Raw genomic sequence first — 25,346 nt, forward strand, 5'->3', positions numbered from 1 at the left:
CAAATAAATTGATTGCATATTGTTACTGTCTTAATTTATGTCTTATGAATTTCACGTTAGTGCTTTAACATTCATTGGATTTTATTGTATCTTTTTCTCCACAAATATTCAAATACCCTAACAATTATATGTATGTATTCAAATCACAAATAATTTAACCTATATTATCTTTTTAAATTTTTAAGTGATAAAACAAGGCACGGAAAAACCGCACCTTGTTAAAATTTTGATTTAATTTATTTATTACTAGCTAACTCATATATAAAAAGATGGTAGCCCAGTGATTAAACTAATAATAATCGACAATGTTAATAGTTAGCCATGGTTATTAAACAAAGTACGTTTCAATAAATTAAATAAATTAGTTAGTAATTTTAGCGTTTTCAACTAGGAATTCAACTGTTTTTTGTGTACGGATATCGTTCTCAAGAACTTTTGTTCCGCCTAAAGCAGTTAAAATTTGGTCATTTGACATACCAAATTGTGCAGCCATTTTTTCAAGCTCAACATTGATGTCTTCTTCAGTTACTTCAATATTTTCTGCTTGACCAATCGCTTCCAACACTAATGTTACACGAACACGGTTTGCAGCTTCTTCAGCCATTTGAGTGCGTAATGCTTCTTCGTCTTGACCAGAGAATTGGTAGTATAAATCTAAGTTCATACCTTGCATTTGTAAGCGTTGACCAAACTCTTGTACCATACGGTCTACTTCTGTGTTGATCATACCTTGTGGAATTTCAACTTCTGCATTAGCAGCTGCTTTTTCTACAAGTTCATCACGTAATGATGCTTCAGAATCAGCTTCTTTGTTAGCTAAAGTAGTTTCTTTTAATTTTGTACGTAAAGCTTCTACTGTTTCAACTTCTGGGTCCATTTCTTTTGCGAACTCATCTGTTAAGTCAGGTAATACTTTAGTTTTTACTTCTTTAACTGTTACTACGAATTTCGCTTCTTTACCAGCTAATTCAGCAGCATGGTACTCTTCAGGGAAAGTAACTACAACATCTTTAGTTTCGCCAGTTTTAGCGCCTACTAATTGCTCTTCGAAACCTGGAATGAATGATCCAGAACCGATTTCTAATGCGTAATCTTCACCTTTACCACCTTCAAATGCTTCTTCGCCTACGAAACCTTCGAAATCGATAACAGCAGTGTCGCCTTCAACGATTGCTTCATCTTCTTTGATTTCAAGTTCAGCTTTTTTAGCTAATTGAGCATCGATTAAAGATTGAACTTCTTCGTCAGTTACTTCTGTAGCTTGTTTAGTTACTTCTAAACCTTTATATTCGCCTAATTTTGGTTCTGGTTTCACAGTTACTGTTGCAGTGTAAGTGAAGTCAGTACCTTTAGCGAAGTTTTCTGTACCAGCGATTTCTGGGTAATCAACTGGCTCAATACCAGCTTCATCTAAAGCAACTGGGTATGAAGAGTTGATAACGATTTCTAAAGCATCTTGGTAAAGAGCTTCTACACCGTACATTTTTTCGAATACATTACGAGGCATTTTCCCTTTACGGAAACCAGGTACGTTAATTTGTTTTACTACTTTTTTAAAAGCTTGGTCTAAAGCTTTATCAACTTCTGCTGCTTCTACAGTAACAGTTAATAAACCTTCGTTACCTTCTTGTTTTTCCCATTTTACTGACATATATATTACCTCCAAAGTTAACATTCGTTTGAATAAACAAACTCGTCATATATATTGTTTGACAACCATTTTAGTATAACATAGATGAACAATGTTTCAACTTTTTTCACTACTCTTGTAAATCTGATATTTTTTCTATGTTCTGTAAAAATTCTACTATTTCACCGTTGATTTCCACAGTTTCACCAAACATGGATTTAACAAATTCAATATAACTTAGTGCAACATCCTCGCTTCGGAAAATAGTCCATTCGAACGGATAAAGGACAATGGCATGCTTAGCCATTAATTGCTGCACAAACTCCAGTGTAGAGGGTTCTTGTAATAGTGTTTCCGTTATAATCGCTGCAATTTCCTCATATTGGGGCATTTTTGTTGGCAAAGGTAATTCTGCCGGATTGATCTCCCTTATCATGTTAAATTTAGCTATATTCAAATCCAGATTAACTTCCTGTTCCACCAGCAAAATAAGCAACAAACTTTGAATAAAAGGGTGCACATTTTCTGATTCAATAACGGCTTTAATTTCTGTTATATATGGACGAATATTCATTTCAGGCAGCTCATTTATCAACATCAGCTGTTCTTGTACAGATAACTTCAGGAACTCACTTGCGATAATATCAAAATTCTCTTCAATATCGGCTAATGGAGGAGACTGTAACTGAGATTCCTGGTTTTCTGCTATATGCGCATTTAAGTTTTTTAAACGCTCAAACTTTTCGACTTCATGCTCTGGTATTAACTCTTCATCAAACAATGATTCAATAATTTTCTCCACTTGTTTAAATTGGCGCAATTGCATACAAATTGTTAAGTAAAGTTCCATCACTTCAAAATACATACTTGGACCAATTGCCAATAGTTCTTCACATATTTGTTTTGCCCTTTCAAAATTTTTTACTTCATATAAAGAATAGGCAAAAACACTAAGTGATAATTCATCCCCTTCTCCTAATAGCAATGCTTGCTCAAATAATTCATTCGCTTCTTTATAATGGAACGTCTCGGCTAAATGTTTCGCTTCATTAAATAGTCGATCTACTGTACCCGGAAATAAAATTACTTTTCTTTTGTTTGTGTTGTTACTGTTTTCTTTCATCGTAATCACTCCATTGATGACAAAGGTAATCTTCGCATCCTTTATCAATTGCACTTATTTTAACGTTGTTACCATATTTCAACAATATGTTCACAAAATTTATACTTATATTAATTTACAATACTAAAAAAAGTTATATACTAAGTACTAGTATTTTTGAAATTCTCGCTATTATTTAAGGCTCTAATTCAATATTCCCATTCTACTTAGTAAATAATCGTAGTAAAAAACATCCACTATTCATAAAAGGAGTGTCTATTATGGTAGTACTATCGGAAAATGTACTGCTACATTTTAAAAATCGGTTCGAAAATTCATTGGAAAAGCTGCCGATTAGTGTAGTAAGTCGAAGTACAGCAATTGTAAACGATGTAGAGTATCCAGTAAAATTTGATTTCATAACGGAAACGATTGTTGATTATAAAGGACAAAGCGTAACTACTTATATTATTGAAATCGAAGGAACAATTCCAGGGACGATTAAAATTGGATCCATCACGGTTTTACCTCAGCACATACACCTTACCTGTGAATACGAAATTTTAACGATTACAAATAATGAACTAAAAAAGTTAGTAACAAATGATAAGCCGTTGTTATTATACAGTGAGTGGCTATTAGAAGCGATCGAAAATGAAATATTAGTCTTGGAAGTAAAAGCCGACAATGATCAACTAGTCGACTGGCCTGTCGGGATTAAAAACGCATATTTTTTATAAAATAATAGAGTACATAGCATGAGGCTGGGACATAAGTAGAAATTTCTTTGTAAAAGGGAAATACTCTTATTAAGAAATTGATATTATATGAATTGATTGGAGTGAAGGGGCGACTCCTGGGGGAATAGCACGACGCCTGAGACTACAGGCTCAGGCCGTGCCCCTGGAAAGCGTCCCCGTAACGGAAATCAATTCTGGCAGAAGCAGAAAAACATCTATTTTTTCTTTGAAAAAATAGATGTTTTTCATTTTGTCCCAGGCTCATTTTTTTAATCTTTTTTGCTGATAATACGTTCTATTTGCATTGAACTTTCAGTGCTGTATACTAAGCGCTATGCATATTTTTAATGAATGAAAGTGGGATATATTTATGAAATTCGGATTTATCGGTCTTGGAAACATGGCCAACGCGATTATTAATGGAATGATTACAAGTGGACAATTTAATGCTACAGATGTATATGGGATTAATCGTAGCATCGAAAAAACAGAGGCACTCATCAGCCAATATGGGATCCAAACTGCAGATTCAATAGAGCATCTCATGTCACAAGTAGATGTCGTTATTATTGCAGTAAAGCCTCAAATGTTTGATCAAGTAATTCCAGCAATTCAACAAAATTTAAAGAGCAATCATATTGTTATTTCGATTGCTGCCGGAAAATCACTTGACTATTTACATCGTGAGCTTGGGGTACAGACGCCTATTTTCCGTGTCATGCCTAATATAAATTCAACTATTGGCGCATCTACAAGCTGTTTTTCAACAATCATAGGAAATGACGAACAAAAAGCTATTGTTGAAAAGCTGTTTGCTACAGTAGGAACGATTGATGAACTTCCTGAAGAATTATTTTCAATATTTACTACGATTGGTTGCGCCTCCCCGGCCTTTACTTACCTGTACATTGATTCGTTGGCACGTGCTGCTGTCCGCGAAGGTATGCCAAAAGATATGGCACTTAAAATTGCAGCAAGTTCTGTATTGGGTAGTGCTAAAATGGTATTACAATCTGACTCCCACCCATGGCAATTAATCGATCAAGTATGCTCTCCAGGTGGAACGACAATTCAAGGTGTCACATCCCTGCAAGTGAACCATTTCGAAAGTACAATATATGAAGCAGTTGATGCCGTTACAAACCGCGATACTGTTCTTCAAAAGCAAACAGTTAAATAGTCTATTACCTAGTGAAATCAAATTTCACTAGGTTTTTTCATCTTGCTTTACTTTTTTATCATAGTATAATTACCTTTATTTAGTAAATCATTCAATAAGAGGTGTATCATGACTTTAACGTTGCGAGTCTTAGCCATTATCCTATTCAGTTCCTTTCTTATTTCCGCTTCAAGTGAAGCAGCAACCGGTGAAAAAGGGCATGCACTTCAATACCAATATGAAATAATAGAACAAAACGATAAAATTTTTTGGAACATTCAGTTTGAAGATCAATTTCTGCAGATTAAAGAAAGTGAAAAATCTGCTGAAGCCTTGTTGCAGTTCAGAAGCTTGATTGAACAGGCTACAAGTAACGTTCTACCATTAATCTTTTATAGTTGCTTTATATTATTTACAATCGTTTTGACAGTAACATTCATACTAACTAAACCAAAGCGCTTAAAACACCCACTCTATTTGAGTTGCGTCTTCATCTCTTGCCTGTTCCTGTTCAAAAGTTATTCCTACTATGAAATCCTTCAGCATACTAAAGCTAATTTACGCTATTATTATCTATTGCTTGAAATGATTAATTCTTCTCATTAACATGTAAAACAACTATGTTTTGCATGTTTTTATAATTATCTCTAAAACTTGTAAAAAAATACGAGAACATAATTGCTAAGTCACGTACTATTCTATATAATCAATCTTGTTTCAAATTGAAACACAATTAAATTATAGATTGGGAGCGTGACAAGAAATTGGGTAAAGCATTGATTATTGGAGCTGGCGGTGTAGCTAGCGTTGTCGTACATAAATGTGTACAAAACTCAGAAGTATTCGAAGAGATTATGATCGCAAGTCGAACAAAGTCTAAATGTGATGCTTTAAAAGAAAAATTAGATGGTGGAAAAACGATTATTCATACAGCACAAGTGGATGCGGATAACACCGAGGAACTAATTGACTTAATCAATGGATTTAATCCAGATGTGGTGATCAATGTAGCTTTACCATATCAAGACTTAACTATTATGGATGCATGTTTAGCAACTAAGACTCATTATGTAGATACAGCAAACTACGAGCCTTTAGATACTGCTAAATTCGAATATAAATGGCAATGGGCGTATAAAGAACGTTTTGAAGAAGCAGGCATTACTGCGCTTCTAGGTTCAGGTTTTGACCCAGGTGTAACAGGCGTATTCACAGCGCATGCACAAAAGCATCATTTCGATGAAATTCATTACATCGATATCGTTGATGCTAATGGTGGAGACCACGGACTTCCATTCGCAACAAACTTCAACCCGGAAATCAACATTCGCGAAATTACTGCGAACGGTCGTTTCTGGAAAGATGGCGAGTGGGTTGAAACGGAGCCTTTAGAATATAAAACAGTTTATAACTTACCGGAAATCGGTGAAAAAGATTGCTACCTTCTATACCATGAAGAATTAGAATCTTTAGCGAAAAACATTAAAGGTTTAAAACAAATCCGCTTCTGGATGACGTTTGGCGAAAAATACTTAACACATTTAAACGTTCTAGAAAATGTAGGTATGACTTCAATTGAGCCAATCGAATTCCAAGGACAAATGATTCAGCCAATCCAATTTTTAAAAGCTGTTTTACCAGATCCAGCAACACTTGGACCTCTTACAAAAGGTAAAACAAACATCGGCTGTATCGTTCGCGGTATTAAAGACGGTAAAGAAAAAACTTACTATGTATACAATGTATGTGATCACCAAGAATGCTACAGAGAAGTTGGCTCACAGGCGATTTCTTACACAACTGGTGTACCGGCAATGATCGGCGCTATGCTTGTAATGAACGGCGAATGGCAAAAACCAGGTGTATGGAATGTGGAAGACTTCAATCCAGATCCATTCATGGACGCTTTAAACAAATGGGGCTTACCATGGCACGAAACTGAAAATCCTGAATTAATCGACTTAGAATTCACTTCTAACGGAGTAACAAAATAATGGCTGATGTAAAAATGAAGAAGCCTATTATGGAGGAAGCTTTAGCAGAAGAAACGGGCATCGATTGGTCACAGGCTCCGTCTCCGGCATTCGTAGTTGACGAGCGATTACTCGAGCGCAATTTAAAGCTATTAAAATCTGTACAGGATCGTACAAATTGTGATATTTTACTTGCACTTAAAGGGTTTTCAATGTGGTCAACATTTCCGATGGCGCGCAATTATTTAGCTGGCATTACGTCTTCTTCATTATTCGAAGCACGTCTTGGCTATGAAGAATTCGGTAAGGAAGTACATGCTTATGCCCCTGCTTATGCAGAACATGAAATTGATGAATATTTAACATATGTCGACCATATTGTATTTAACTCTTTTGATCAGTTAAATAAATATAAAGACAAAGTGTTGAATCATGAGAAAAATATTTCAATCGGCTTACGTGTAAACCCGGGCTATTCAGAGGTGGAAACACCACTTTATGATCCATGCTACATTAATTCACGTTTAGGTATCCCGTTTGAATCATTCCAGCCAGATGAGCTAGACGGTGTGGAAGGTATTCATTTCCACGCTATGTGTGAGCAGGGTGCGGAAGTGCTGGAACGTATTTTAGTTCATTTTGAAGAAAAATACGGAAAGTACTTACACCAGATGAAATGGATTAACTTCGGTGGTGGTCATCATATTACGAAACCGGGTTATAACGTAGAACTTTTAGTGTCGTTAATTAATCGTATTCAGGAAACATATGATGTGAAAGTAATTTTAGAGCCAGGTGAAGCAATTGCACTGAATACAGGTTATTTAGTAGCAACAGTGCTTGATATCGTTCATAACGGTATGGAGCTTGCAATCGTAGACTCTTCTGCTACTTGTCATATGCCGGATACGCTTGAGATGCCATACCGCGCACATATTATCGGTTCTGGTCAACCAAATGAAAAAGCATATACGTACCGCTTAGGTGGTATGACATGCTTAGCTGGCGATATTATTGGAGATTACTCATTCGATGAGCCACTTAAAGCAGGCGACAAAATCGTCTTTACTGACATGGCCCATTATACAATGGTAAAAACGCATATGTTCAACGGTGTGAACTTGCCGAGTATTTGCACGTACAATGATGAACAAGGAATAAAAGTTATTCGTTCATTCCAGTTTGAAGATTATAAAGGTCGCTTATCATAAGAAAAAGCAGAAACGTTTTATTGCGTTTCTGCTTTTTTCTTTATTCAAGCGGAATATAAATAGGCCGACTAAACGATGGCTGCCATATTCCTTGCTCATTTTTTTCCATTCTCACTTCTGCAGGTAATCCATTTTCCCCAGTATAAACCACCCAGCCTTCTGTTTCTGAGCGCACTTCAAAGGTTGCCTTTTCTATACCATTAAAGCCACTTGCAATCATTAAACGATTTAGTTCTGGTGTATATAACTGTTGACGGACAGCTTTTGTTGTTTCATAATACTGCTTTACTTCAATAGTGTGTTTATTTTCAACATTTGTAAAAAGGGCTTCATATGTTTCATAATCTTGTTCACTTTCACTTAATAAAAACATTTTTGTAATCGCAATGGGTGAAATACCACGCAAGCGTTCCAAATCATAATCCGTTTTAAATTCCTCATAAACAGCTTGTTCTTCAGGTGTCAATGTAAGCGCTAATTCATCTGGAGCATAAATAGCAGTCACCTTGCCGGCTAGTTGAGTATCCTTAATTTTTAATAATTGCTGATGGTCTTCTTTATTGTAAACAAGCAGCTCGTCCTTAGCGGTATCTACCGTTTCATTGGCAAAAGGTGTGAATTGTATACCCCACTCATAAAAATAATACGGGTTTTTAAAGGGATCTTTCTGTTCTGCCTCCCCTATTTTCTTTCCAAGCCCTCGGACAGTTAATATCGTACCATTTACTCGAATTTGCCCTTCATCCATTGTCACCGAATCATTCGCTAAACCGAGCACTGTTGATACAACGATTCCCTCAGGACCGTAATATGCTACATAATCTCCATATGTAATTTTGGCCTCTTCGTCTATCACCATCCGAAAGCCATGCAGCATCCATTGTTCACCTAGTAGATACGCGGTTTTGGGTTTAATCACCTCTAACGCAGTAACATCCTTAATAATTGGCAATAGTGGATCTCCTTCATTCGCTGTCTGGACACTTTGCTTTGGGGCGAACTGAGCATATACTATCATTCCAATTAAACAGCACATTGCAACAGAAACCGATAGTACTTGCCAATTGCGTTTTTTCGGCTTTCGCTTCGTCTGTAACAATCGCTGCTTGAGCTCAGTTGTATAAGGTGCATCCTGCTGCAATTCCCGCTTCAGCTGATTTTTAAATTCCTTCATAAAATAGCGCCTCCAATTCCTGATCATTTTTTAAAAGCTCTCTCGCCCGACGAATTCTTGTACGAACGGTATTTTGTGAAACCATGAGTAAATCAGCAATTTCTGATACCTCAAATTCCTCATAGTAAAATAAAATAATGACCTCACGATAATGAACAGGCAAGGCGAAAATATGTTGTTTTAATGTTGTGAAAGCTTCTATCTCTAAATATGCTTGTTCACTTGAAGGTACATTTTTACGGATTGGTATTAATTTTGTTAGAAGTGCTTTTCTCTTTTGTTTGCGTAGCTCATCATGACAACAATTAATCGCTATACGAGTTAAATAGGTTTTCAGTGAAGCTTCACTACGGAAATTTTCTTTATGTAATAGAAACTTCATTAAGACGTCCTGTGTAATTTCCTCTGCAATTTGACGATCCTTTACGTATAAATAGCTAAAATGATATAAATATTCTCCATATTGTTCTACAATTTCCTCCACCGACCACTCACCTCTTTTCAATTCTACAACTTAGACGTTTGCTTTTTAAAAAATTGTTCAAAATCTTCCATAATAATTTCTTCAAGGCTAATTATGATACAAAAAAAGAGCACGGTTTCAACTTTAACGTTGTACCGCGCTCGATTTTTATGTGCCGCAATAGCTGACAAATGGTGGTTCTTCATCTGTTGGCGGCTGTGTATATTTTGAAAACTGTTCATTTGTATCATAGGGATTTGATAAGACTTGAAGCATTTCGGCAAACATTGAAGGATTGCCTGCAATAAATTCTTCTATAGCTTGTTCTACTAAATGATTTCTTGGAATTACGGAAGGATTAACCGATTTCATCACCTGTAAAGTTTCTTCTTTTGTCATGTCCTGTTGATCAATACGCTCGAACCAGGCTTTTTCCCATTGTTTGAACTGTTCTGATTGGAATAATTTATTGTTTGGTCGTTCTCCCTCTGCCAATGAACGAAACGTATTCGTATAGTCCGCTTCATTGTATTCCATTAACTGAAGCAAATCGTTAATAAGCTGTTCATCCTGATCACCCGGATAGAGAAGTCCGAGCTTTTCACGCATTTCACTATAATAATGTACTTCATAAACAGAAGGGAATTTTTCTAGAATACCTTGTGCTAAACGAACCGCCTCTTCTTCATCCTCATGAATTATTGGCAATAAACTTTCTGCAAATCGTGTTAAATTCCAAGCAGCAATTGCAGGTTGGTTACCATAAGCATAACGTCCTTGAGTATCAATTGAACTAAATACAGTAGATGTGTCATACGTATCCATAAAAGCACATGGACCATAATCTATTGTTTCACCGCTTATTGTCATGTTATCCGTATTCATTACACCGTGAATAAAGCCAACACTTTGCCATTTTGCAATTAGTGCCGCTTGCTTTTCTAATACAGTTTCTAATAATGCAATATAAGGAGTATAAGGATTATCTACTTTACGAATCTTAGGATAGTGCCGGTCTATCGCATAATCCGCTAATGCTTTTACGTCAGACAATTCTCCAAATTGAGCTGCATATTGAAATGTACCGACGCGCAAATGACTAGCCGCTATACGGGTTAAAACAGCACCATCAAGTGCCTTTTCACGATAAATAACATCCCCTGTTGCAGCAATCGCTAAGCTACGTGTGGTAGGAATTGAAAGTGCATGCATCGCTTCGCTAATAATAAATTCTCTCAACATTGGACCTAATGCCGCTCTTCCGTCTCCCCCTCGTGAATACGGTGTGCGCCCTGAGCCTTTTAATTGAATATCATAGCGTTCCCCATCTTTTGTAATATGCTCGCCAATTAATAGTGCTCGTCCATCTCCTAACATATTGAAATGGCCAAATTGATGTCCCGCATATGCTTGGGCAATTTGCGCTGCCCCTGAAGGCATTTCATGTCCGGCTAAAATTGCCGCCCCTTGCTCTTTTAATTCATTTGCATCTAAATCCATTCTATCTGCTAGCGTACGATTAAAAAGGACAATCGCTGGTGCAGTAACTTTATTTGCCGCTATCTCGGTATAAAACATTTGTGGCAAATTCATATAACTATTATCAAAACGAAAACCAAAATTGTCTTCTTTTTCTGTCATTGTTTTTCGCCTCATTTCTTTTAGTTGATACATTTATTATAAACCTTTTAAGATTAGTTAACCAAAATCCGGTCTTTTAAAACGAAAACTGTAATCTAGTCTCATTTTAGTTAACCAAAAATAAATTTTAGTTGACACAACTCGTTTTACATTTTATATTTACGTTAACCGAAAAAATATTCTAGTTAACAAAGGGGTTAGAAAATGGAAACCGTTCACAAAACACAAACCTTTAAAACAGTAGATTTAATTTACAGTGCTTTGTTTGCAACATTAATTATGATTGGTGCAAACATAACATCATTTGCACCCTTCTTAACAGTGGGTGGTGTACCAATTACATTACAAACTTTTTTTGCTATTTTAGCAGGATTAGTTCTAGGATCTAAAAAAGGAGCCATTGCTTGTACTGTATACATGGCTATTGGACTTGCTGGTGCACCGGTGTTTTCAAAATTTACAGGTGGCTTCTCAGCAATTTTGCTACCGACATTCGGTTTTATTGTTACATTTATCGTTAGTGCCTATATTGCCGGTAAAATCGCTGAAACATACAAAACTAGACTTGCCTATATTATTGCGGCAGTTATAGCGATGGCTATTAATTATATTCTAGGAACAACTTGGATGTATTTTGCTTATACATTATGGGCAGCGGCGCCAGAAGGATTTTCCTACAAACTGGCTTGGTTATGGATGATTCCACCGATGCCAAAAGATATTATTCTAGCTATTTTTGCAGGATTCTTTGCTTTCCGTATTCAAAAAGTTTTAAAGATCCTTCCGATTAAACACTCGTAAACAGTTGGAAATGTGGAGAGAAACTGCTTTTTGCTGGACACATTTATCCTTTTTTATACAATATTTTGGCGCCATCATTATACCGAAATCTATTTATTTGATATAATTTATCATATTGATAAAGGAGGAATTCCGTATGGCAAATCATTATCAAAATATCGTTGTGGCAGTAGATGGCTCTGAGTTAGGCGAACTCGCTTTTCAAAAATCAATTGATGTAGCAAAACGTAATATTGGCTCGACTTTACATATCATCCACGTAATCGATACAAGCTTTTCCGCATCTTTTGATATGCTTTATGATAATATGGTCGAATTAGTCCGTAAGCACGGTGAAGTGTTATTGGACCGCTATGAATTAGAAGCAAAAGAAGCTGGCATTGTAAATGTTAATAAGATTTTAACTAAAGGTACTCCGAAAAATGTTTTATCCAAAAAGCTTTCAGAACATGCGCCTGCAGATATTATTATTTGTGGTGCAACAGGTTTAAATGCAATGGAGCAAATGTTCATGGGCTCCAGTACTGAAGCAATCGTCCGACATGCAACTTGTGATGTATTAATTGTACGTACACCTATCAAATAGGAAAAAAGGTTATGAGGCTAATTAATGTCCTCATAACCTTTTTAAATTATGCACGATGCGAACTTACTTTTAAAAGCTCCTCTTACGTGAACATATGCAAAAAGTTAAATCATTAAAATTTCACGGATGTCTTGCTCGGTTAATCTACTGTTAGACTGGTCATCTCCATCCAAAATATCGGAAATGAGCAGTTTCTTTTTTTGCTGAAGTTCACTCATCTTTTCCTCTATCGTCCCATTTGTAATAAGTTTGATAACTTGTACAACTTCCTTTTGTCCCATTCGATGCGCACGGTCAGCTGCTTGTTCCTCTACTGCCGGGTTCCACCATAAATCATATAAAATCACGGTATCTGCCCCTGTTAAATTCAACCCTGTTCCTCCTGCTTTTAACGAAATTAAAAACAAATCGCGCTCTCCATTATTAAAAGCATTGCAAAGAGTTACACGCTCCTCTGATGGAGTTTGACCATCCAGGTAAAAATACGATTCCCCACGCTTGGATAGCTCAGTTGCAATCATTTTCAGCATTTGCGTAAACTGCGAAAATATTAGCACACGGCGACCTGATGCTTTCGATTGCTCCAACAGGTGAAACAACTGCTCAAATTTTGCAGAACTTCCTTTATAACCTTCGACAAATAGGGCCGGGTGACAGCAAATTTGCCGTAGTCGGGTTATGCCCGCCAAAATTCGAATACGATTTTTATGAAACGTCTCTTTGTCTAAATGTTTCATTGTATCCACCCGTAACTTTGCCAAATACGCTGCATATAACGCTTTTTGCTCGGGAAAAAGTTCCGTTTTTTCGATTATTTCCTCTTTTTGAGGAAGCTCGTTCAGCACCTGTTCTTTCATACGGCGCAACAAAAACGGTCGAACTCTACGTGCAATATCTTTCCGTTGCATATGTCGGAACTCTTCTAGCTCCCGGAATAGCTGAGGAAAAACAACGCGATAGATTGACCATAATTCGGACAAGGAATTTTCAATTGGTGTACCCGTTAAGGCAAAACGGTTGGTCGCGTTAATTTTTTTGACTGTACGTGCCGTTTGAGTTACCGGATTTTTAAATGCCTGTGCCTCATCAAAAAATACCGTATGGAAATGTTGTCGTTCATAAAATGATATATCACGTCGCAATAACGGATATGTTGTAATTACAACATCTTGTTCTTCCATTGATCGCAGTAGGGCCCTTCTCTCTGACACATCCCCATCCACAACAATTGCTTCAACTTCTGGAGCAAATTGCATGAACTCATATAGCCAATTGTAAGAAAGTGATGATGGACAAACGATTAATACAGGTTGTTTATTCGCACGGACTATTTCTAATTCGGACAAGATAAACGCAATACTTTGAATCGTTTTGCCAAGTCCCATATCATCTGCAAGTACACCGCCAAATCCATAATTGGAAAGTAATTTTAACCAATTGTAACCATGCTTTTGATAATCTCTAAGAATAGATTGTAGACTTGGCGGAACTTCGAACGTTAGTGATGCTGGATTTAACAATTGTCCGGTAAATTCTTTAAACGATTGTTCCGCTTCAAAAATTGTACTCTCTTCAAATTGCTCCAAAAACGGCAAGCTATCTAAAATCGGCATGTTAAACGTTAATTCGTATTCATCATCTTGTGCTGGTATGGCTCTTAAAAAGCGCTGAATTTCTTCTATTTCCCTCGTTTCCAATGACAGCAATGCTCCATCTTTCAGTCGGTAATATTTTTGCTTCACTTTAATAGCCGCTAAAATTTCTTTTATCTGCTTATTCGAAACCCCATCCATTTCAAATTTAAATTCAAGCCAATTTGTCCGTTCTTTTTGTACATTTACTCGAATTTTAGGGAAGTTATTTTCCTTTGCAATACGTAATTTAACAGAATTTGTTGCATAAATTTGAGCGAGCTTTGTTAATTTCGGAAGTTGGTGAAATAAAAAATTATATTCGAGCTCCTCATTTTGCATATAGTAACCGCCATCTGTTTTCGTAAATCCACTTTCATCCATCAACGCTAAAATAGTTGACTCCTTTTCAATATCTCGAATAATTAGCACTTCATCCGATATGTCATATTCACTTAATGGTTGAATAACAAACTGCCCATATTGAAACTCCAAACCTGCAAGAAAGCGATTATTCACACGATCTAAATAAACATTAGCAACTAATGGTGTTTGCATTTGCTGTAATGAAAGGGCTCTATCCATTGTAACGTTACCGATCTTTTTCAACTTCGGAATAATCTGCTCTAAAAAGTAGTTCCAATGTGATTGCTCGATTATTAACTTGGATTGCTGTTGAAGTATTTTCTTTAATTCCAATAGTTGCGTCATACTTTCATCGCTAATTTGTGTCATTTCTCCATCAAACAGTACTAAGTGATAACTACGTAGTAAGACCGTTCGTTCAATTCCTTCTATAGTAAGCTCATAATGCTCACCTTTTTCATTGATGAAAAAATGAAGCGCTGTAGGTCGAGCTAAAAGTTTAATCCCAATATAGCTTTCATTTTGATAATTGACTGAAACATCTTTTATTTCCGAGAGTAATGAAGCAAGGTGATGCCATGATGATGGCGGAATGACCAATAGATGTTCTTTAAAATGGATTGGCTTATTTTGCGTAGTTTCTATATATAATGCATCGTCTTCTACTATTTTGATAAGGAGCTGTATCATAGCATCGTGCTGTGTTTCGAAGCAGAATCGCTCAAAGTTATAAACCGTTCTTTCTGAAATCCGATATGATTTTTTATTTTTAATATGTGTTAAAAAATCACGAATAGATAACACCCGTTCCCCATTTACTTGGAGCTGGATAGCAAAAAGTGTGTCACCTTCTATAGATTGGACTGGTGTCAGCGAAAAGTGCACATCCATTATTTCTCGCTTTTCAAAATGGCGTTGCTGACGACTCGTTTGTACTTTTGGCTCTTTGAAAATAGAAAGAAAGCTATTTTCAAAATCTAAATTCTGCTCAATAGGAATCGTATGCGAAGAAGGAGATGTTTTTTTATTACGATTTAAAATAGCAATAAGCACCGCCGCAACATGTTGACAGCTTTTACTGTAGCCCTCTAATGTCGGGCAGCTACAGGAGGTTTTAAACTTACCAGTAGTCTCTTTTTCCACACGGACAATGAATTGTTCTGTACTTTTCACAACCGCTTCTCCGAAAATATCCGTATATTGCAGGAAATTTACTTTCCCTGTTTGATAAAAAGTCTGTCCTTTTTTAAAAGAAACGGTCCCGCATAGATCTTTTATCTGATTTTCCGAAAGTTTAATATCCATGCTGATCCCCCTTTTTCTTTTTAGTTCATTTTCTCATGTACCACATCGAAATACTAGCTCCAAGCAATTCATAGAAAAAATATTCACCTTTCAATACATATTTATTGTAAATCGATAAATATAATCTTATTATCAATATAAATTTAAAATAGCGAGGTGGAATTTATGAAGCGTGAAACTATATTTTTAAAGGTTGCCGTCGTTATAATTGGTTTACCGATTGCTGCAGTGTTATCGTATTTAGCTTATGATTTGATTTTCGTTCCAAAAACGAAGGCCTTTTTATTGTTCATTCCAATGGTAGCTGTTATGTATCTCTCTGCAATACCTTATTTTATTGCTCTTTTCCAAACGACAAAATTATTAAGCTATATTGATCAACAGCTTGCTTTTTCCAATTTATCGGTAGAAGCTTTAAAAAAAATCAAGCGCTGTGCGATTGCAATCAGTGTATTGTTTATTGTAGATTTACCGTTTTTATTTCGTATTGCAGATATAGATGATGCACCCGGAATCATGTTATTTTCACTTATTATCATTTTTGCATCAATCGTCATCGCTGTATTTGCAGCTGTTCTACAAAAGTTGTTAACACATGCGCTAGTGTTTAAAGCTGAAAATGATTTAACGATATGAGGTGAAAAGATGACGATTATTATTAATATAGATGTTATGCTGGCGAAAAGAAAAATGAGCGTGACCGAACTTTCTGAAAGGGTCGGCATAACAATGGCCAATATATCTATTTTAAAAAATGGCAAAGCAAAGGCCATCCGCATTTCTACATTAGAAGCAATTTGTGAAGCGCTTGATTGTCAGCCTGGGGATTTGTTGGAGTATCGAAAAGAAAACTAAACTAAAAAAGGGGCTAACTGGATAGCCCCTTTTTACTTAAGTGAAATTTGATTTTATTTTTTCTAAATGTCGGACAGTTGGCGTTAAATTTGCAAAGAAGTATGCTTCACGCAGCTTTCGGGAAGGTACGCTACCAGCTACATAGCCCGCTGCACCATTATGAATCATATTTGCCTGCACTGCAGCTAATGTATCATGGACTGCCTGTAAACGCGTATTTACTACATCTTTTAGTGTTAAATTGCTTGCTAATTGATTTAACTCCGCTTCAATTCTTTCATGATGGCTACGTAGTTCAGTTGCCTGTACTTTCAAAAAGTCATTACAGCCGTTTTGCTTTGCTTTTACTTTCTCTATGCCATCAGCTGCTGCAGCTATAACCCCGGCACCAAGCGGAACTTGGTAGTAAATGAATGTCGGTCGTATAATATCGCAAAATGCCTTTGCATCCTCCGATATAACAAAATCATTTGGAATAAGGACATTCTCAAATTTACAAGTATACGTTGCACTTCCATTTACCCCGATAAACCCAAGTCGTTCGGTCATTTCCAAACCTGATGCATTTGTTGAAACGAGCACCATCACTTCCCGTGTATCAATTGTAGCAATCGCACCAAAATAATGGCGCTTCCCTAAATTCGATACAGCTGGTAATGTCCCGTTAATAATATAACCTGCTTCTGTCTTTTCGGCAGTTAAATGAAGCTTCTCTAAACCAGAATAGTATTTCATTGCATTTGATAAGCCTGTTGCCCCTAACTTTACGCCATTTTCTAATTGAGGCAACACATCATTTTTCAAAAATGGATTATCACTATTTCTTAAGTAAGTTAATGCGGCTAGATGGCACCAAACACAAAATGCTGTCGTCATACATACCTTTGCTGTTTCACGGACAACTGTCGCTTCATCTACTAATAAACTCGATTGATCTTTATTTGCCGATTGGAAAAATCCAGCCTCGCCTAATGCTAAAATATAGCTTTCTGCATAATGTGCCTGCTCATCGACTTTCTTTACTAAAGGTTTTAATTTCTCCTCGATGATTTGCGCTAATAATTGTTTGTTCAATGCCATTCTCTCCGCATCCTTTCCTTTTAGTCCGATAGTTCCGTTAACGATGTAATCGGTGTTTGTACTGCTTCACGTGCACGTTTTACAGCTGCTTCGTCTGGTGCATCATAGAAGCATAAGCACTTTGTCATATCTTCACATACATACGTACGAGAGAATTTTACATCAGGTACTTCTTCATACTTTACAGAGTTTTTCTTTTTGCGTTCCAAATATTTTTCCATTGTAATTTCAGCAGGAATTTCCCACTCAACTAAATAATTAACTTGCTCGCCGCCAGCTTTTACTTCATCTAATTCTTTACCGATTAAACGAACTTCCTTAATTAAGTCGATGGAAACACCTTGTGACTGTAAAGCTTCTTTCGCTGCTTCTTCTTCCGTTGCTTCAATAATGAAATAGCCGCGTGAAAAATCCTTCGCTACTTGTACTTCGATGACCCCTACATTTTTAGTTGCATGTACTTTATCTACCAATGCCGAAAATGCCTCTTTTGAAGATACTTCATTAATTGTTGATTCTACTAAATATAAACTCATTTAAATTCCTCCTAATAATAAATATTAAATTTCTCTATATTCAAATAGGCGTCCAATTAGATCGCACTATGAATATCAATAATTAATTGCACCTATTCGTCATGAGGTACATATTTTTGAAAATTTCAAACCCTTTATAAAGTTAAAAAAATTAACTCGCTTTGCATAAAATTAATGTTTATACTAAGTACGAAGGAGGCATAAGCATGAAAACTCGTTATGATTTACCTTGTAACATTGCACAAACATTAAATATTCTCGGGGATAGATGGACACTTCTAATCATCCACGAACTTCTAATAGGTGAAACAAATTTCAATGATATTAAGCTCAAGCTACCCGGACTTTCGGCAAACGTTCTTTCCAATCGTTTAAAGGAATTAGAAGAAGCCCATATAGTCCAAAGCGAACTTTATGTTGCACATCCACCTCGTTACCGCTATACATTAACCGAAAAAGGCACTGCCCTGGAGCATGTATTTAATGCGATGATTATTTGGGGAGCTGAGCATCTTGAAACTTGTTATAAAGAAATTGTCGATCCTGATGAAAACCGGGTAGAAATTGGTTATTATTCTACTAAAACGGGTGAGCGAATCGATAATATTCATATACGCCCTATAAAAACTGTCTAAAACTTTTTAGGCAGTTTTTATTTTGCACCGCCCCAAATGCGATTGACCCAACTTTCAAAATAATGAATGCCTTTATCTAACGCTAATCCAAGAACCCCAATGACAACGATACAAGCCATTACTAAATCAAGACTTAATGAATTTCTTGCATCAATAATTAAAAAACCTAACCCTGATTGCGCACCGACCATTTCACCCGCTACAAGGAAAATCCACGCAGAACCTAACGCCATATGCAAACCATTTGCAATCATCGGGAATGATGCCGGTAATACAATTTTCCGTAATGTTTCAAACGGGCTCATTTCAAAATTGGAGGCAATACGTAAAAACGTTTTGTCAACCTTTTTGACAGCAGATACGGTCGATAAAAGAACCGGGAAAAAAGCAGCTATAAAAATAATAACAATCGCGGGCATATTGCCAATGCCAAACCATAATACGATAAAAGGCGACCATGCAATTGGAGAAACCGGACGCAATACTTGAACAATTGGGTCCACTACTTTCCATACGAGCGTCGATCTACCTAGTAGAAGACCTAAAATGATAGCCACAATTACTGCTGCTAAGTAACCCGAAAAAAATCGAAATAAACTAATTTGAATATGAGCAAACAAAGAACCATCCGAAATGATTGCTAATAATGCTTCCCCCACTTTTAAAGGCGGAGGGAAGAGTGCTGCCTGATGTCCACCGATCAAGATGGCAAATTGCCAGAAGATAAGAAGCAGTATAAAGCCAATCGCAATCGGTGACAGTTTTTTCACTATGGCCATAATATCCCTCCGTTCCTCTATTAATTTACAAAGCTAGCATCAACAAAGTCTTCATAGGATGGTGGGTCATCAGATAATCCCATTTCCATTAATGCATCACGTAAAATAGCATAGCTTTCTTGTTCAATACTTAAATTGTCATATGAAATCCAATCAAGAGAAATATCCAACACATTTTGATCCACTGTTAAATATTGCCCGACCACTTCATGCATATGTTTGTCTTTTCCTTGTGCAAGCTCTCCACCTGCTACATAGTCATTAACAAATTTGTCGGCTAATTCTTTATTATCTTCAATAAATTTACCTCGCAATACTAAGCCACAATCGATGGAATCTTTCCATATTTCTTCTGACTGATACAATACCTTACCATTCTCAAGAGCTACAGAAATCGCTCCAAATGGCTCAGCTACAACATAACCCGCAATTCGCCCTTCTGCTAAAGCTGCCGGCATTTCTGCTGGCGGTAGTTCGATTACATCAACTTCATCATAGGCAATGCCATGTTTTTTCAGCATTTCATACAACAAAATATTATGTGTGGAAAACCTGCTTGGAATTGCAAAGGATTTTCCGACTAGCTCTTCAACAGAATTAATATCATTACCTGCAATTAAAACATTGCCATCACGGTGACCGAGTGCCACTGCTTTTAAATCAATGCCTTTTTCCTTTGCATTCATAGCTAATTGGATCAGTACAGATGCCCCATCAATTGCTCCCGTATTAAGCGCATCCATTAGTTCTGGCCAAGAACCAAACTTTACTAGTTCTAAATTATAATCCTCATAGTTCTCATCATTCTGCATATATAAAGGCACTGCATGTGTAATTGGTAAATAGCCAATTTTTATTGTTGGTTTTTCCCCATTGACTGCAGAATCATTATTTCCGCATGCAGCTAAAAATGTAACGAATAATATTGTCATTAATAAAAATAGCTTTTTCATCCACTAACCCCCGTTAGATTAAATATTAAATTCGATCGTTGCTTTTTCGTGTGTAAATTGGAACTCATTAAAAATTAATTCTCGATAATACTGAAAGTCTGCATCAGCACGATTTCGTTCCTTTGGTAGTTTCAATACAATTTCTTTATGAATCTCCCCAGGATTTGGCTTCATTATTAAAATGCGGTCTGCTAAATAAATAGCTTCATCAATATCATGCGTTACTAACACAATTGTCATCTTTTCTCGATGCTGAATTTGCATTAATTCATCCTGTAAATAGTATCGTGTAAATGTATCGAGCGCGCCGAATGGTTCATCCATTAAAATGACCTCTGGCTGCATTGCTAAGGCACGTGCAATAGCAACTCGTTGCTGCATCCCACCAGATAATTCACTAGGTAAAGCATTAGCCCGATCCTCTAATCCAACCATTCGCAAATAATGTAGAGTTCTTTCAGATATTTCCTGCTTTGATAAACTTATATTTTCAATCCCTAACTCTACATTTTTCCGGACAGAGCGCCATGGCAGTAACCCATAGTTTTGCATCAGCATAATACATCGCTTACTCGGTTTCTTGACAGGTACTTCATCGAGCAAAATTTGGCCGTTGTTTACCGCTTCAAAACCGCCTATACAATTAAGTAATGTACTTTTTCCACAGCCGCTTTTGCCTAAAATTGCGATAACTTCACCTTTTTTTATATCGAAAGAAATATCCTGCAGTACTGTCAGACCCTGATCACCATAAGACTTACTTACATTCCTAATATCAATCATTACTGATGACAATTACCATTCACCCCAATGCCGATTATTCAACTCGGTTTTATATTATATGAGTTATATTATTATACTTACTTAAATAAAACAACCTTATTTTCCAATTTATTTTTATTTTCTAAAAAATTGTCGGTTATTTTATGAATATAATATAGAATGGAACAATATATAGTTATCTACATAGTGATGGAAGTTCATTTAAAAAGTGAGGTAGAAATAAAATGAAAAAAGTGAAGTTAGTTCCCCATGATCTTCGATATGCGAAAGAAATACATCGTTTATCTCAGGCACCCGAAGTAAAAAATGCACTTGGTTTACCTACTCAATCCATAGAAGATACGGAAAATTTTATTATTAATAATTTAATAGAGGAATCTGAAGGAAAAACGGTTTCTCGTGTAATTCTAAATGAGGAAGAAAAATTAGTTGGTATTACGACACTAATGTTTATTGACCAACATAAAAAACATTGTCACATTGGTAGTTGGATTGGTTTTGAGTTTTGGGGGCTTGGCTATAATTTGCCATCTAAAATCGAAATTTTAAAAATCGCATTTGAGCAGTTGCAATTAGATGTTGTGTTTGCAGGTGCGCGTACTGTTAATATCCGTTCACAGAAAGCACAGGAAAAACTACCGTTCATCTCATTAAATGTAGAACAACAATTTCAGGAAGAGCATTTACTATTGGAAGAGAGACAAAAACAGCCCTGTATTTTAAATGCAATTTTAAAAGAAGACTATTTAAATTATTTATACATTACACAAAATGGTCAGGAAAATTAGAGGTAACTCTAAATTTCCTGACCATTTTCAGCTATATATTTTTTAGCTACATTCATGCCCCCCAGCGTGACGAGCGGAGACCCTCCTCCAGGATGTACTGTCCCGCCTACAAAATATAAATTTTTCAGTTTGGCATGCCGATTACTCGGTCTAAAAAAGGCAGATTTTACTGAATTGGATGCAGCGCCATATAATGCGCCTCGAAATGCATAAAATTCCTTCTCTAAATACTCGGGTGTTATTACTTTTCCCTCCACAATAGCATCTTCGATATCAAGACCAAGTTCCTTTAACTGTATAATTATTTTTTGACGATATTGATGTGAATCGATTTGTAAAGTTCCCTTTTTCGTTGGTGGGGCATTTACTAAAATCAGTAAATTATCTCCACTTGGTGAAATGGAACGATCCGTATACGAAGAATTACAAATATAAATTGTGGGATCTTCAACGTAGTGATCTGAAAAGAGTGCGTCAAACTCCAGTTCATAGTTTTCAGGAAAATAGACATTATGATGATGCAACCCTTCAATCCGTTTATTAAGTCCAAGCAGTATGACAAATGCTGAACTGGATGGCTGAATATCTTTTTTAACTTGATCAAGCTCAAATAAATCACTTAATCGATCTGAATTCATAAATACAGCATCGACTGTATGTGTAATTCCATACTGATCGATAATACTGTGTATTTGAGTCTTTCCATATTTAACTTTTGTCACTTCACACCCTACATGAAATTTCACACCTAACTGCTTAGCACGGGTTGTAAATGCTTGCGCAATCTTTGATGTTCCACCCTCAACGTAATCAACACCATCAACCAATTCCAAATAAGCAATCATTGCAAATGTTGCAGGCATTATGTATGGCGATGAACCAATATATGTCGCATAGCGTAAAAAACATTGAACGATAAACGGATGTTGAAAATACTTTCTTATAAATTGATTCAAAGTTTCAAAAGGTCGCACTTTTACTAGAGCTGATAGTAACGATGGTTTCATATAGTCTCGCCAGCTCGTAAATGTTGTTTGCAAAAAATGACGCTGTGCCAAAAAGTAGATTCTTGAAATTTCCGTAATAAAAGCAGGATAATTTTCCGCGTCGCTTAATGAAAACTTTTTAATTTGCTCAATCATATATTGCTGGTCGTTGGAAAAGTATAATACTTCCCCTTTTGAACTTACATTCTTCATATGAACTCGTAAAGGGATAAAATTTAAATAATCATCCGGATCTACGCCAGTTTGTGCTAAAACTTGCTGAAAGACAGGGCGCATCGTAATTGTATTTGGTCCAAAATCAAAATGATGTGTACCGAGATCTATTGAGCGCATTTTTCCGCCCAGGTCTTTATTTTTTTCAAATACTGTAACATCCATCCCTGCATTCGCAAGTGTTATAGCTGCGGATAGCCCCCCTAGACCACCGCCAATTACCGCTACTTTCTTCATCCGTATTCACGTCCCTTCCAAACATAAGACCGTTTCGTTTGATACAAATAAATTGAATTACACAAAATAATTAGCATTGCCAGTGACGAGAGTGGCATGAGCAATGCGTAATATAAGGGTGTCTTGCTTTTGAAGTCGGAAACCATTCTTTGAATAACAATCAAAATATAAGGTATAGCATACAGCCAATTTAAAAAAACAATACTATTAATAAGAAGCACTAGCGGAAACACATAAGTTACACTATAAAAAAGGATAAATAGCACGGCATTTCTAAAAGAATAATTTAGGCCACTAAATGTATTTTTAGAAAAACCTTGCCACGTTTCAAACGTGTTAGTGTACATCTTGCATGAACTGTCTTTACTAAGATTAACCAATAACACACGCATTCCTGATTTTTTCATCGCCCGCGCTATTTCTACATCTTCCAATAGAGAGTTTTTCACTACAAGATGACCATCCATTTTCTCATAAGCTTCTCTTTCGAAAAATAAAAAAGTCCCATTGGCAGCCGTAGCAGCCGGCCATTTCGTATAATTCGCCAAAGCAATAGGTAAATGAAAATTCACAAGAAAATGCATCATCGGAAGTACAAGCCGATCCAGCCAATTAGAATACATAAAATGCGGAAACCCGGTAATTAGACCGATTTCTTTTCTCCTCATAAGGGGTACAACTTTTTCAAAAATGTGTGATGACAAGGATACGTCTGCATCAATAAACGCTAAAAACTTTCCAGTGGCTGCTCGCTGTAACTGATGACAGGCATGCACTTTCCCTACCCAATTAGACGGTAACTCCACTCCCTCTATCACACGAAAGCGAGCATCACCTTCAATTTCTTGATATAGCATTTGTCCAGTTAAGTCAGTTGATTGATCATTATAAATGATGAATTCAAGCTGTGGATATGTAAGTTGCTTTAACATGGAGATGCATTTTTTTACATTTCGTTGCTCATTGCGCATAGGAATAAGAATGGAAATACGATCTTGATTTTCTCCATGCACTTTTTTAATTCGAGGTAAAAACAAGCCATTCAAAATTGTCCAAATGACAAAAATACTTAACACAACACAGTAAATAAATAGCATCCTTGTCACCTCATCATATTTTTATGAAACTTGTATAATCATTTTGAACGACATCTTTTTTCAGAGCATTTAACTGCTCCGTGACTACCTCTTCAAAATACTGTGTCATCTGTTCTCGACTCCATTTATCTTCATATTGAATTGGTTTTCCAATTCCAATCCACACTTCCGCTTTTCGTTCATTCCGAAATGTATAGTAAATAGTTATAGGAACGACCGGAACATCTTTCACTTGCTTGGCAATCATTGCTGCACCTTGTTGAAAGTAAAGTGGCCTTTGTTCTAAATGCCATTCCTTTCCTTGAGGAAATATACAAATATTTTTTCCATCCTGTAATAGACTTTTCGTATAGCGGATTGATTCTTTAATATGTTTGGGGTTTTGTTGATTAACTGAATACGCACCTATCCATTGAAAAATCGGGAATTTTTTTATTCCCTGCTCATCTACCATGACAAATAGATTTGGAATATATCCCCTTTGCTCCAATTCAAACAAAAGCAGACCATCCCACCAGGAACTGTGATTAGCAATATATAGTGCATTGTTAGGGATAGGGAAATCTGCCTTTATATAAATATGTGCAAAACTTCGCTTCAT

At 36.3% G+C, this 25,346-nt stretch carries 25 protein-coding genes; 11 read left to right on the forward strand and 14 right to left on the reverse strand.

The window, feature by feature from the left end; genetic code table 11:
* Positions 1-361: 361 nt before the first annotated feature.
* Together tig and NYE67_RS13465 are read right to left on the reverse strand one after the other, a co-directional pair.
* A complete protein-coding gene (tig, locus tag NYE67_RS13460) occupies positions 362-1,651 on the reverse strand; it encodes a trigger factor (protein WP_191700379.1) in 1,290 nt (429 codons plus the stop codon).
* 109 nt (positions 1,652-1,760) lie between these two features.
* Entirely contained in the window at positions 1,761-2,753 is a 993-nt protein-coding gene (locus tag NYE67_RS13465) for a DUF3196 domain-containing protein (RefSeq protein ID WP_191700380.1), read from the reverse strand.
* A gap of 260 nt (positions 2,754-3,013) precedes the next feature.
* Here NYE67_RS13465 and NYE67_RS13470 point away from each other — a divergent pair, with 260 nt between their 5' ends.
* From NYE67_RS13470 to nspC, 5 genes are all read left to right on the forward strand, one after another.
* A complete protein-coding gene (locus tag NYE67_RS13470) occupies positions 3,014-3,472 on the forward strand; it encodes a hypothetical protein (protein WP_191700381.1) in 459 nt (152 codons plus the stop codon).
* A 370-nt stretch (positions 3,473-3,842) separates the two neighbouring features.
* Complete coding sequence (proC, locus tag NYE67_RS13475; RefSeq protein WP_191700382.1) at positions 3,843-4,652, forward strand: pyrroline-5-carboxylate reductase; 810 nt, start codon at positions 3,843-3,845, stop codon at positions 4,650-4,652.
* Positions 4,653-4,760: 108 nt separating this feature from the next.
* Entirely contained in the window at positions 4,761-5,237 is a 477-nt protein-coding gene (locus tag NYE67_RS13480; protein WP_191700383.1) for a hypothetical protein, read from the forward strand.
* A gap of 158 nt (positions 5,238-5,395) precedes the next feature.
* Positions 5,396-6,625 (forward strand): saccharopine dehydrogenase family protein, encoded by a 1,230-nt coding sequence (locus NYE67_RS13485; protein WP_191700384.1) that lies wholly within the window; start codon positions 5,396-5,398, stop codon positions 6,623-6,625.
* The gene (nspC, locus tag NYE67_RS13490; RefSeq protein WP_191700385.1) at positions 6,625-7,815 is read left to right on the forward strand and encodes a carboxynorspermidine decarboxylase; all 1,191 of its coding nucleotides are present in this window, start codon (positions 6,625-6,627) and stop codon (positions 7,813-7,815) included. The genes NYE67_RS13485 and nspC overlap by 1 nt, the downstream gene beginning before the upstream one ends.
* Positions 7,816-7,855: 40 nt before the next feature.
* Here the strand turns inward: nspC and NYE67_RS13495 are convergent, their stop codons facing one another.
* The 3 genes from NYE67_RS13495 to NYE67_RS13505 form a co-directional block, all read right to left on the reverse strand.
* Positions 7,856-8,989 carry a hypothetical protein gene (locus NYE67_RS13495; RefSeq protein ID WP_191700386.1) on the reverse strand — a complete coding sequence of 378 codons (1,134 nt, stop codon included), beginning with the start codon at positions 8,987-8,989 and terminating at the stop codon, positions 7,856-7,858.
* Positions 8,976-9,473 (reverse strand): RNA polymerase sigma factor, encoded by a 498-nt coding sequence (locus NYE67_RS13500; RefSeq protein WP_191700387.1) that lies wholly within the window; start codon positions 9,471-9,473, stop codon positions 8,976-8,978. Before NYE67_RS13500 ends, NYE67_RS13495 begins: the two co-directional genes overlap by 14 nt.
* A 147-nt stretch (positions 9,474-9,620) precedes the next feature.
* The gene (locus NYE67_RS13505) at positions 9,621-11,093 is read right to left on the reverse strand and encodes a protein adenylyltransferase SelO (RefSeq protein WP_340730278.1); all 1,473 of its coding nucleotides are present in this window, start codon (positions 11,091-11,093) and stop codon (positions 9,621-9,623) included.
* 204 nt (positions 11,094-11,297) lie between these two features.
* Between NYE67_RS13505 and NYE67_RS13510 the strand changes: the two genes are divergently transcribed.
* Positions 11,298-11,894, forward strand: a complete 597-nt coding sequence (locus NYE67_RS13510) for a biotin transporter BioY (protein ID WP_191700389.1) — start codon at positions 11,298-11,300, stop codon at positions 11,892-11,894.
* Between the two features lie 136 nt (positions 11,895-12,030).
* A complete protein-coding gene (locus tag NYE67_RS13515; protein WP_191700390.1) occupies positions 12,031-12,480 on the forward strand; it encodes a universal stress protein in 450 nt (149 codons plus the stop codon).
* A gap of 104 nt (positions 12,481-12,584) precedes the next feature.
* Here the strand turns inward: NYE67_RS13515 and NYE67_RS13520 are convergent, their stop codons facing one another.
* Positions 12,585-15,782 carry a DEAD/DEAH box helicase gene (locus tag NYE67_RS13520; protein WP_339213232.1) on the reverse strand — a complete coding sequence of 1,066 codons (3,198 nt, stop codon included), beginning with the start codon at positions 15,780-15,782 and terminating at the stop codon, positions 12,585-12,587.
* A 165-nt stretch (positions 15,783-15,947) separates the two neighbouring features.
* Between NYE67_RS13520 and NYE67_RS13525 the strand changes: the two genes are divergently transcribed.
* Together NYE67_RS13525 and NYE67_RS13530 are read left to right on the forward strand one after the other, a co-directional pair.
* Positions 15,948-16,418 (forward strand): DUF2975 domain-containing protein, encoded by a 471-nt coding sequence (locus NYE67_RS13525; protein ID WP_339213234.1) that lies wholly within the window; start codon positions 15,948-15,950, stop codon positions 16,416-16,418.
* 9 nt (positions 16,419-16,427) lie between these two features.
* Positions 16,428-16,637, forward strand: coding sequence for a helix-turn-helix domain-containing protein (locus NYE67_RS13530; RefSeq protein WP_191700393.1), 210 nt, complete (start codon positions 16,428-16,430; stop codon positions 16,635-16,637).
* A 36-nt stretch (positions 16,638-16,673) separates the two neighbouring features.
* Here the strand turns inward: NYE67_RS13530 and NYE67_RS13535 are convergent, their stop codons facing one another.
* Together NYE67_RS13535 and NYE67_RS13540 are read right to left on the reverse strand one after the other, a co-directional pair.
* Positions 16,674-17,717 (reverse strand): acyl-CoA dehydrogenase family protein, encoded by a 1,044-nt coding sequence (locus NYE67_RS13535; protein ID WP_340730279.1) that lies wholly within the window; start codon positions 17,715-17,717, stop codon positions 16,674-16,676.
* 20 nt (positions 17,718-17,737) lie between these two features.
* Positions 17,738-18,253, reverse strand: a complete 516-nt coding sequence (locus NYE67_RS13540) for a DUF4242 domain-containing protein (protein ID WP_340730280.1) — start codon at positions 18,251-18,253, stop codon at positions 17,738-17,740.
* 206 nt (positions 18,254-18,459) lie between these two features.
* Between NYE67_RS13540 and NYE67_RS13545 the strand changes: the two genes are divergently transcribed.
* The gene (locus NYE67_RS13545) at positions 18,460-18,888 is read left to right on the forward strand and encodes a winged helix-turn-helix transcriptional regulator (RefSeq protein WP_191700396.1); all 429 of its coding nucleotides are present in this window, start codon (positions 18,460-18,462) and stop codon (positions 18,886-18,888) included.
* A gap of 17 nt (positions 18,889-18,905) precedes the next feature.
* Here NYE67_RS13545 and NYE67_RS13550 read toward each other — a convergent pair whose 3' ends face one another.
* From NYE67_RS13550 to NYE67_RS13560, 3 genes are read right to left on the reverse strand one after another with little or no spacing between them, the layout of a single operon-like run.
* The gene (locus NYE67_RS13550) at positions 18,906-19,667 is read right to left on the reverse strand and encodes an ABC transporter permease (protein WP_191700397.1); all 762 of its coding nucleotides are present in this window, start codon (positions 19,665-19,667) and stop codon (positions 18,906-18,908) included.
* A 20-nt stretch (positions 19,668-19,687) separates the two neighbouring features.
* Positions 19,688-20,620 carry an ABC transporter substrate-binding protein gene (locus NYE67_RS13555; RefSeq protein WP_191700398.1) on the reverse strand — a complete coding sequence of 311 codons (933 nt, stop codon included), beginning with the start codon at positions 20,618-20,620 and terminating at the stop codon, positions 19,688-19,690.
* An 18-nt stretch (positions 20,621-20,638) separates the two neighbouring features.
* Positions 20,639-21,415 carry an ATP-binding cassette domain-containing protein gene (locus NYE67_RS13560; protein WP_191700399.1) on the reverse strand — a complete coding sequence of 259 codons (777 nt, stop codon included), beginning with the start codon at positions 21,413-21,415 and terminating at the stop codon, positions 20,639-20,641.
* Positions 21,416-21,627: 212 nt separating this feature from the next.
* Here NYE67_RS13560 and NYE67_RS13565 point away from each other — a divergent pair, with 212 nt between their 5' ends.
* A complete protein-coding gene (locus NYE67_RS13565; RefSeq protein ID WP_191700400.1) occupies positions 21,628-22,191 on the forward strand; it encodes a GNAT family N-acetyltransferase in 564 nt (187 codons plus the stop codon).
* Positions 22,192-22,199: 8 nt separating this feature from the next.
* On the opposite strand, the gene NYE67_RS13570 is transcribed toward NYE67_RS13565, so the two are convergent.
* The 3 genes from NYE67_RS13570 to NYE67_RS13580 are packed head-to-tail and all read right to left on the reverse strand — an operon-like array spanning position 22,200 to position 25,346.
* Positions 22,200-23,648, reverse strand: a complete 1,449-nt coding sequence (locus tag NYE67_RS13570) for a phytoene desaturase family protein (protein WP_191700401.1) — start codon at positions 23,646-23,648, stop codon at positions 22,200-22,202.
* Positions 23,645-24,745 (reverse strand): glycosyltransferase, encoded by a 1,101-nt coding sequence (locus NYE67_RS13575; RefSeq protein WP_225231258.1) that lies wholly within the window; start codon positions 24,743-24,745, stop codon positions 23,645-23,647. The genes NYE67_RS13570 and NYE67_RS13575 overlap by 4 nt, the downstream gene beginning before the upstream one ends.
* A 13-nt stretch (positions 24,746-24,758) precedes the next feature.
* Positions 24,759-25,346 (reverse strand): lysophospholipid acyltransferase family protein, encoded by a 588-nt coding sequence (locus tag NYE67_RS13580; RefSeq protein ID WP_340730281.1) that lies wholly within the window; start codon positions 25,344-25,346, stop codon positions 24,759-24,761.

Origin of the sequence: Solibacillus sp. FSL W8-0474, assembly GCF_038004065.1 — a bacterium.
Lineage (GTDB): Bacteria > Bacillota > Bacilli > Bacillales_A > Planococcaceae > Solibacillus > Solibacillus faecavium.

Coding starts and splice junctions, on each gene's coding strand:
- tig (WP_191700379.1), bottom strand. CDS start 1,651: ATGTCAGTAAAATGGGAAAAACAAGAAGGTAACGAAGGTTTATTAACT.
- NYE67_RS13465 (WP_191700380.1), bottom strand. CDS start 2,753: ATGAAAGAAAACAGTAACAACACAAACAAAAGAAAAGTAATTTTATTT.
- NYE67_RS13470 (WP_191700381.1), top strand. CDS start 3,014: ATGGTAGTACTATCGGAAAATGTACTGCTACATTTTAAAAATCGGTTC.
- proC (WP_191700382.1), top strand. CDS start 3,843: ATGAAATTCGGATTTATCGGTCTTGGAAACATGGCCAACGCGATTATT.
- NYE67_RS13480 (WP_191700383.1), top strand. CDS start 4,761: ATGACTTTAACGTTGCGAGTCTTAGCCATTATCCTATTCAGTTCCTTT.
- nspC (WP_191700385.1), top strand. CDS start 6,625: ATGGCTGATGTAAAAATGAAGAAGCCTATTATGGAGGAAGCTTTAGCA.
- NYE67_RS13495 (WP_191700386.1), bottom strand. CDS start 8,989: ATGAAGGAATTTAAAAATCAGCTGAAGCGGGAATTGCAGCAGGATGCA.
- NYE67_RS13505 (WP_340730278.1), bottom strand. CDS start 11,093: ATGACAGAAAAAGAAGACAATTTTGGTTTTCGTTTTGATAATAGTTAT.
- NYE67_RS13510 (WP_191700389.1), top strand. CDS start 11,298: ATGGAAACCGTTCACAAAACACAAACCTTTAAAACAGTAGATTTAATT.
- NYE67_RS13515 (WP_191700390.1), top strand. CDS start 12,031: ATGGCAAATCATTATCAAAATATCGTTGTGGCAGTAGATGGCTCTGAG.
- NYE67_RS13520 (WP_339213232.1), bottom strand. CDS start 15,782: ATGGATATTAAACTTTCGGAAAATCAGATAAAAGATCTATGCGGGACC.
- NYE67_RS13525 (WP_339213234.1), top strand. CDS start 15,948: ATGAAGCGTGAAACTATATTTTTAAAGGTTGCCGTCGTTATAATTGGT.
- NYE67_RS13530 (WP_191700393.1), top strand. CDS start 16,428: ATGACGATTATTATTAATATAGATGTTATGCTGGCGAAAAGAAAAATG.
- NYE67_RS13535 (WP_340730279.1), bottom strand. CDS start 17,717: ATGGCATTGAACAAACAATTATTAGCGCAAATCATCGAGGAGAAATTA.
- NYE67_RS13540 (WP_340730280.1), bottom strand. CDS start 18,253: ATGAGTTTATATTTAGTAGAATCAACAATTAATGAAGTATCTTCAAAA.
- NYE67_RS13545 (WP_191700396.1), top strand. CDS start 18,460: ATGAAAACTCGTTATGATTTACCTTGTAACATTGCACAAACATTAAAT.
- NYE67_RS13550 (WP_191700397.1), bottom strand. CDS start 19,667: ATGGCCATAGTGAAAAAACTGTCACCGATTGCGATTGGCTTTATACTG.
- NYE67_RS13555 (WP_191700398.1), bottom strand. CDS start 20,620: ATGAAAAAGCTATTTTTATTAATGACAATATTATTCGTTACATTTTTA.
- NYE67_RS13565 (WP_191700400.1), top strand. CDS start 21,628: ATGAAAAAAGTGAAGTTAGTTCCCCATGATCTTCGATATGCGAAAGAA.
- NYE67_RS13570 (WP_191700401.1), bottom strand. CDS start 23,648: ATGAAGAAAGTAGCGGTAATTGGCGGTGGTCTAGGGGGGCTATCCGCA.
- NYE67_RS13575 (WP_225231258.1), bottom strand. CDS start 24,745: ATGCTATTTATTTACTGTGTTGTGTTAAGTATTTTTGTCATTTGGACA.
- NYE67_RS13580 (WP_340730281.1), bottom strand. CDS start 25,346: ATGAAGCGAAGTTTTGCACATATTTATATAAAGGCAGATTTCCCTATC.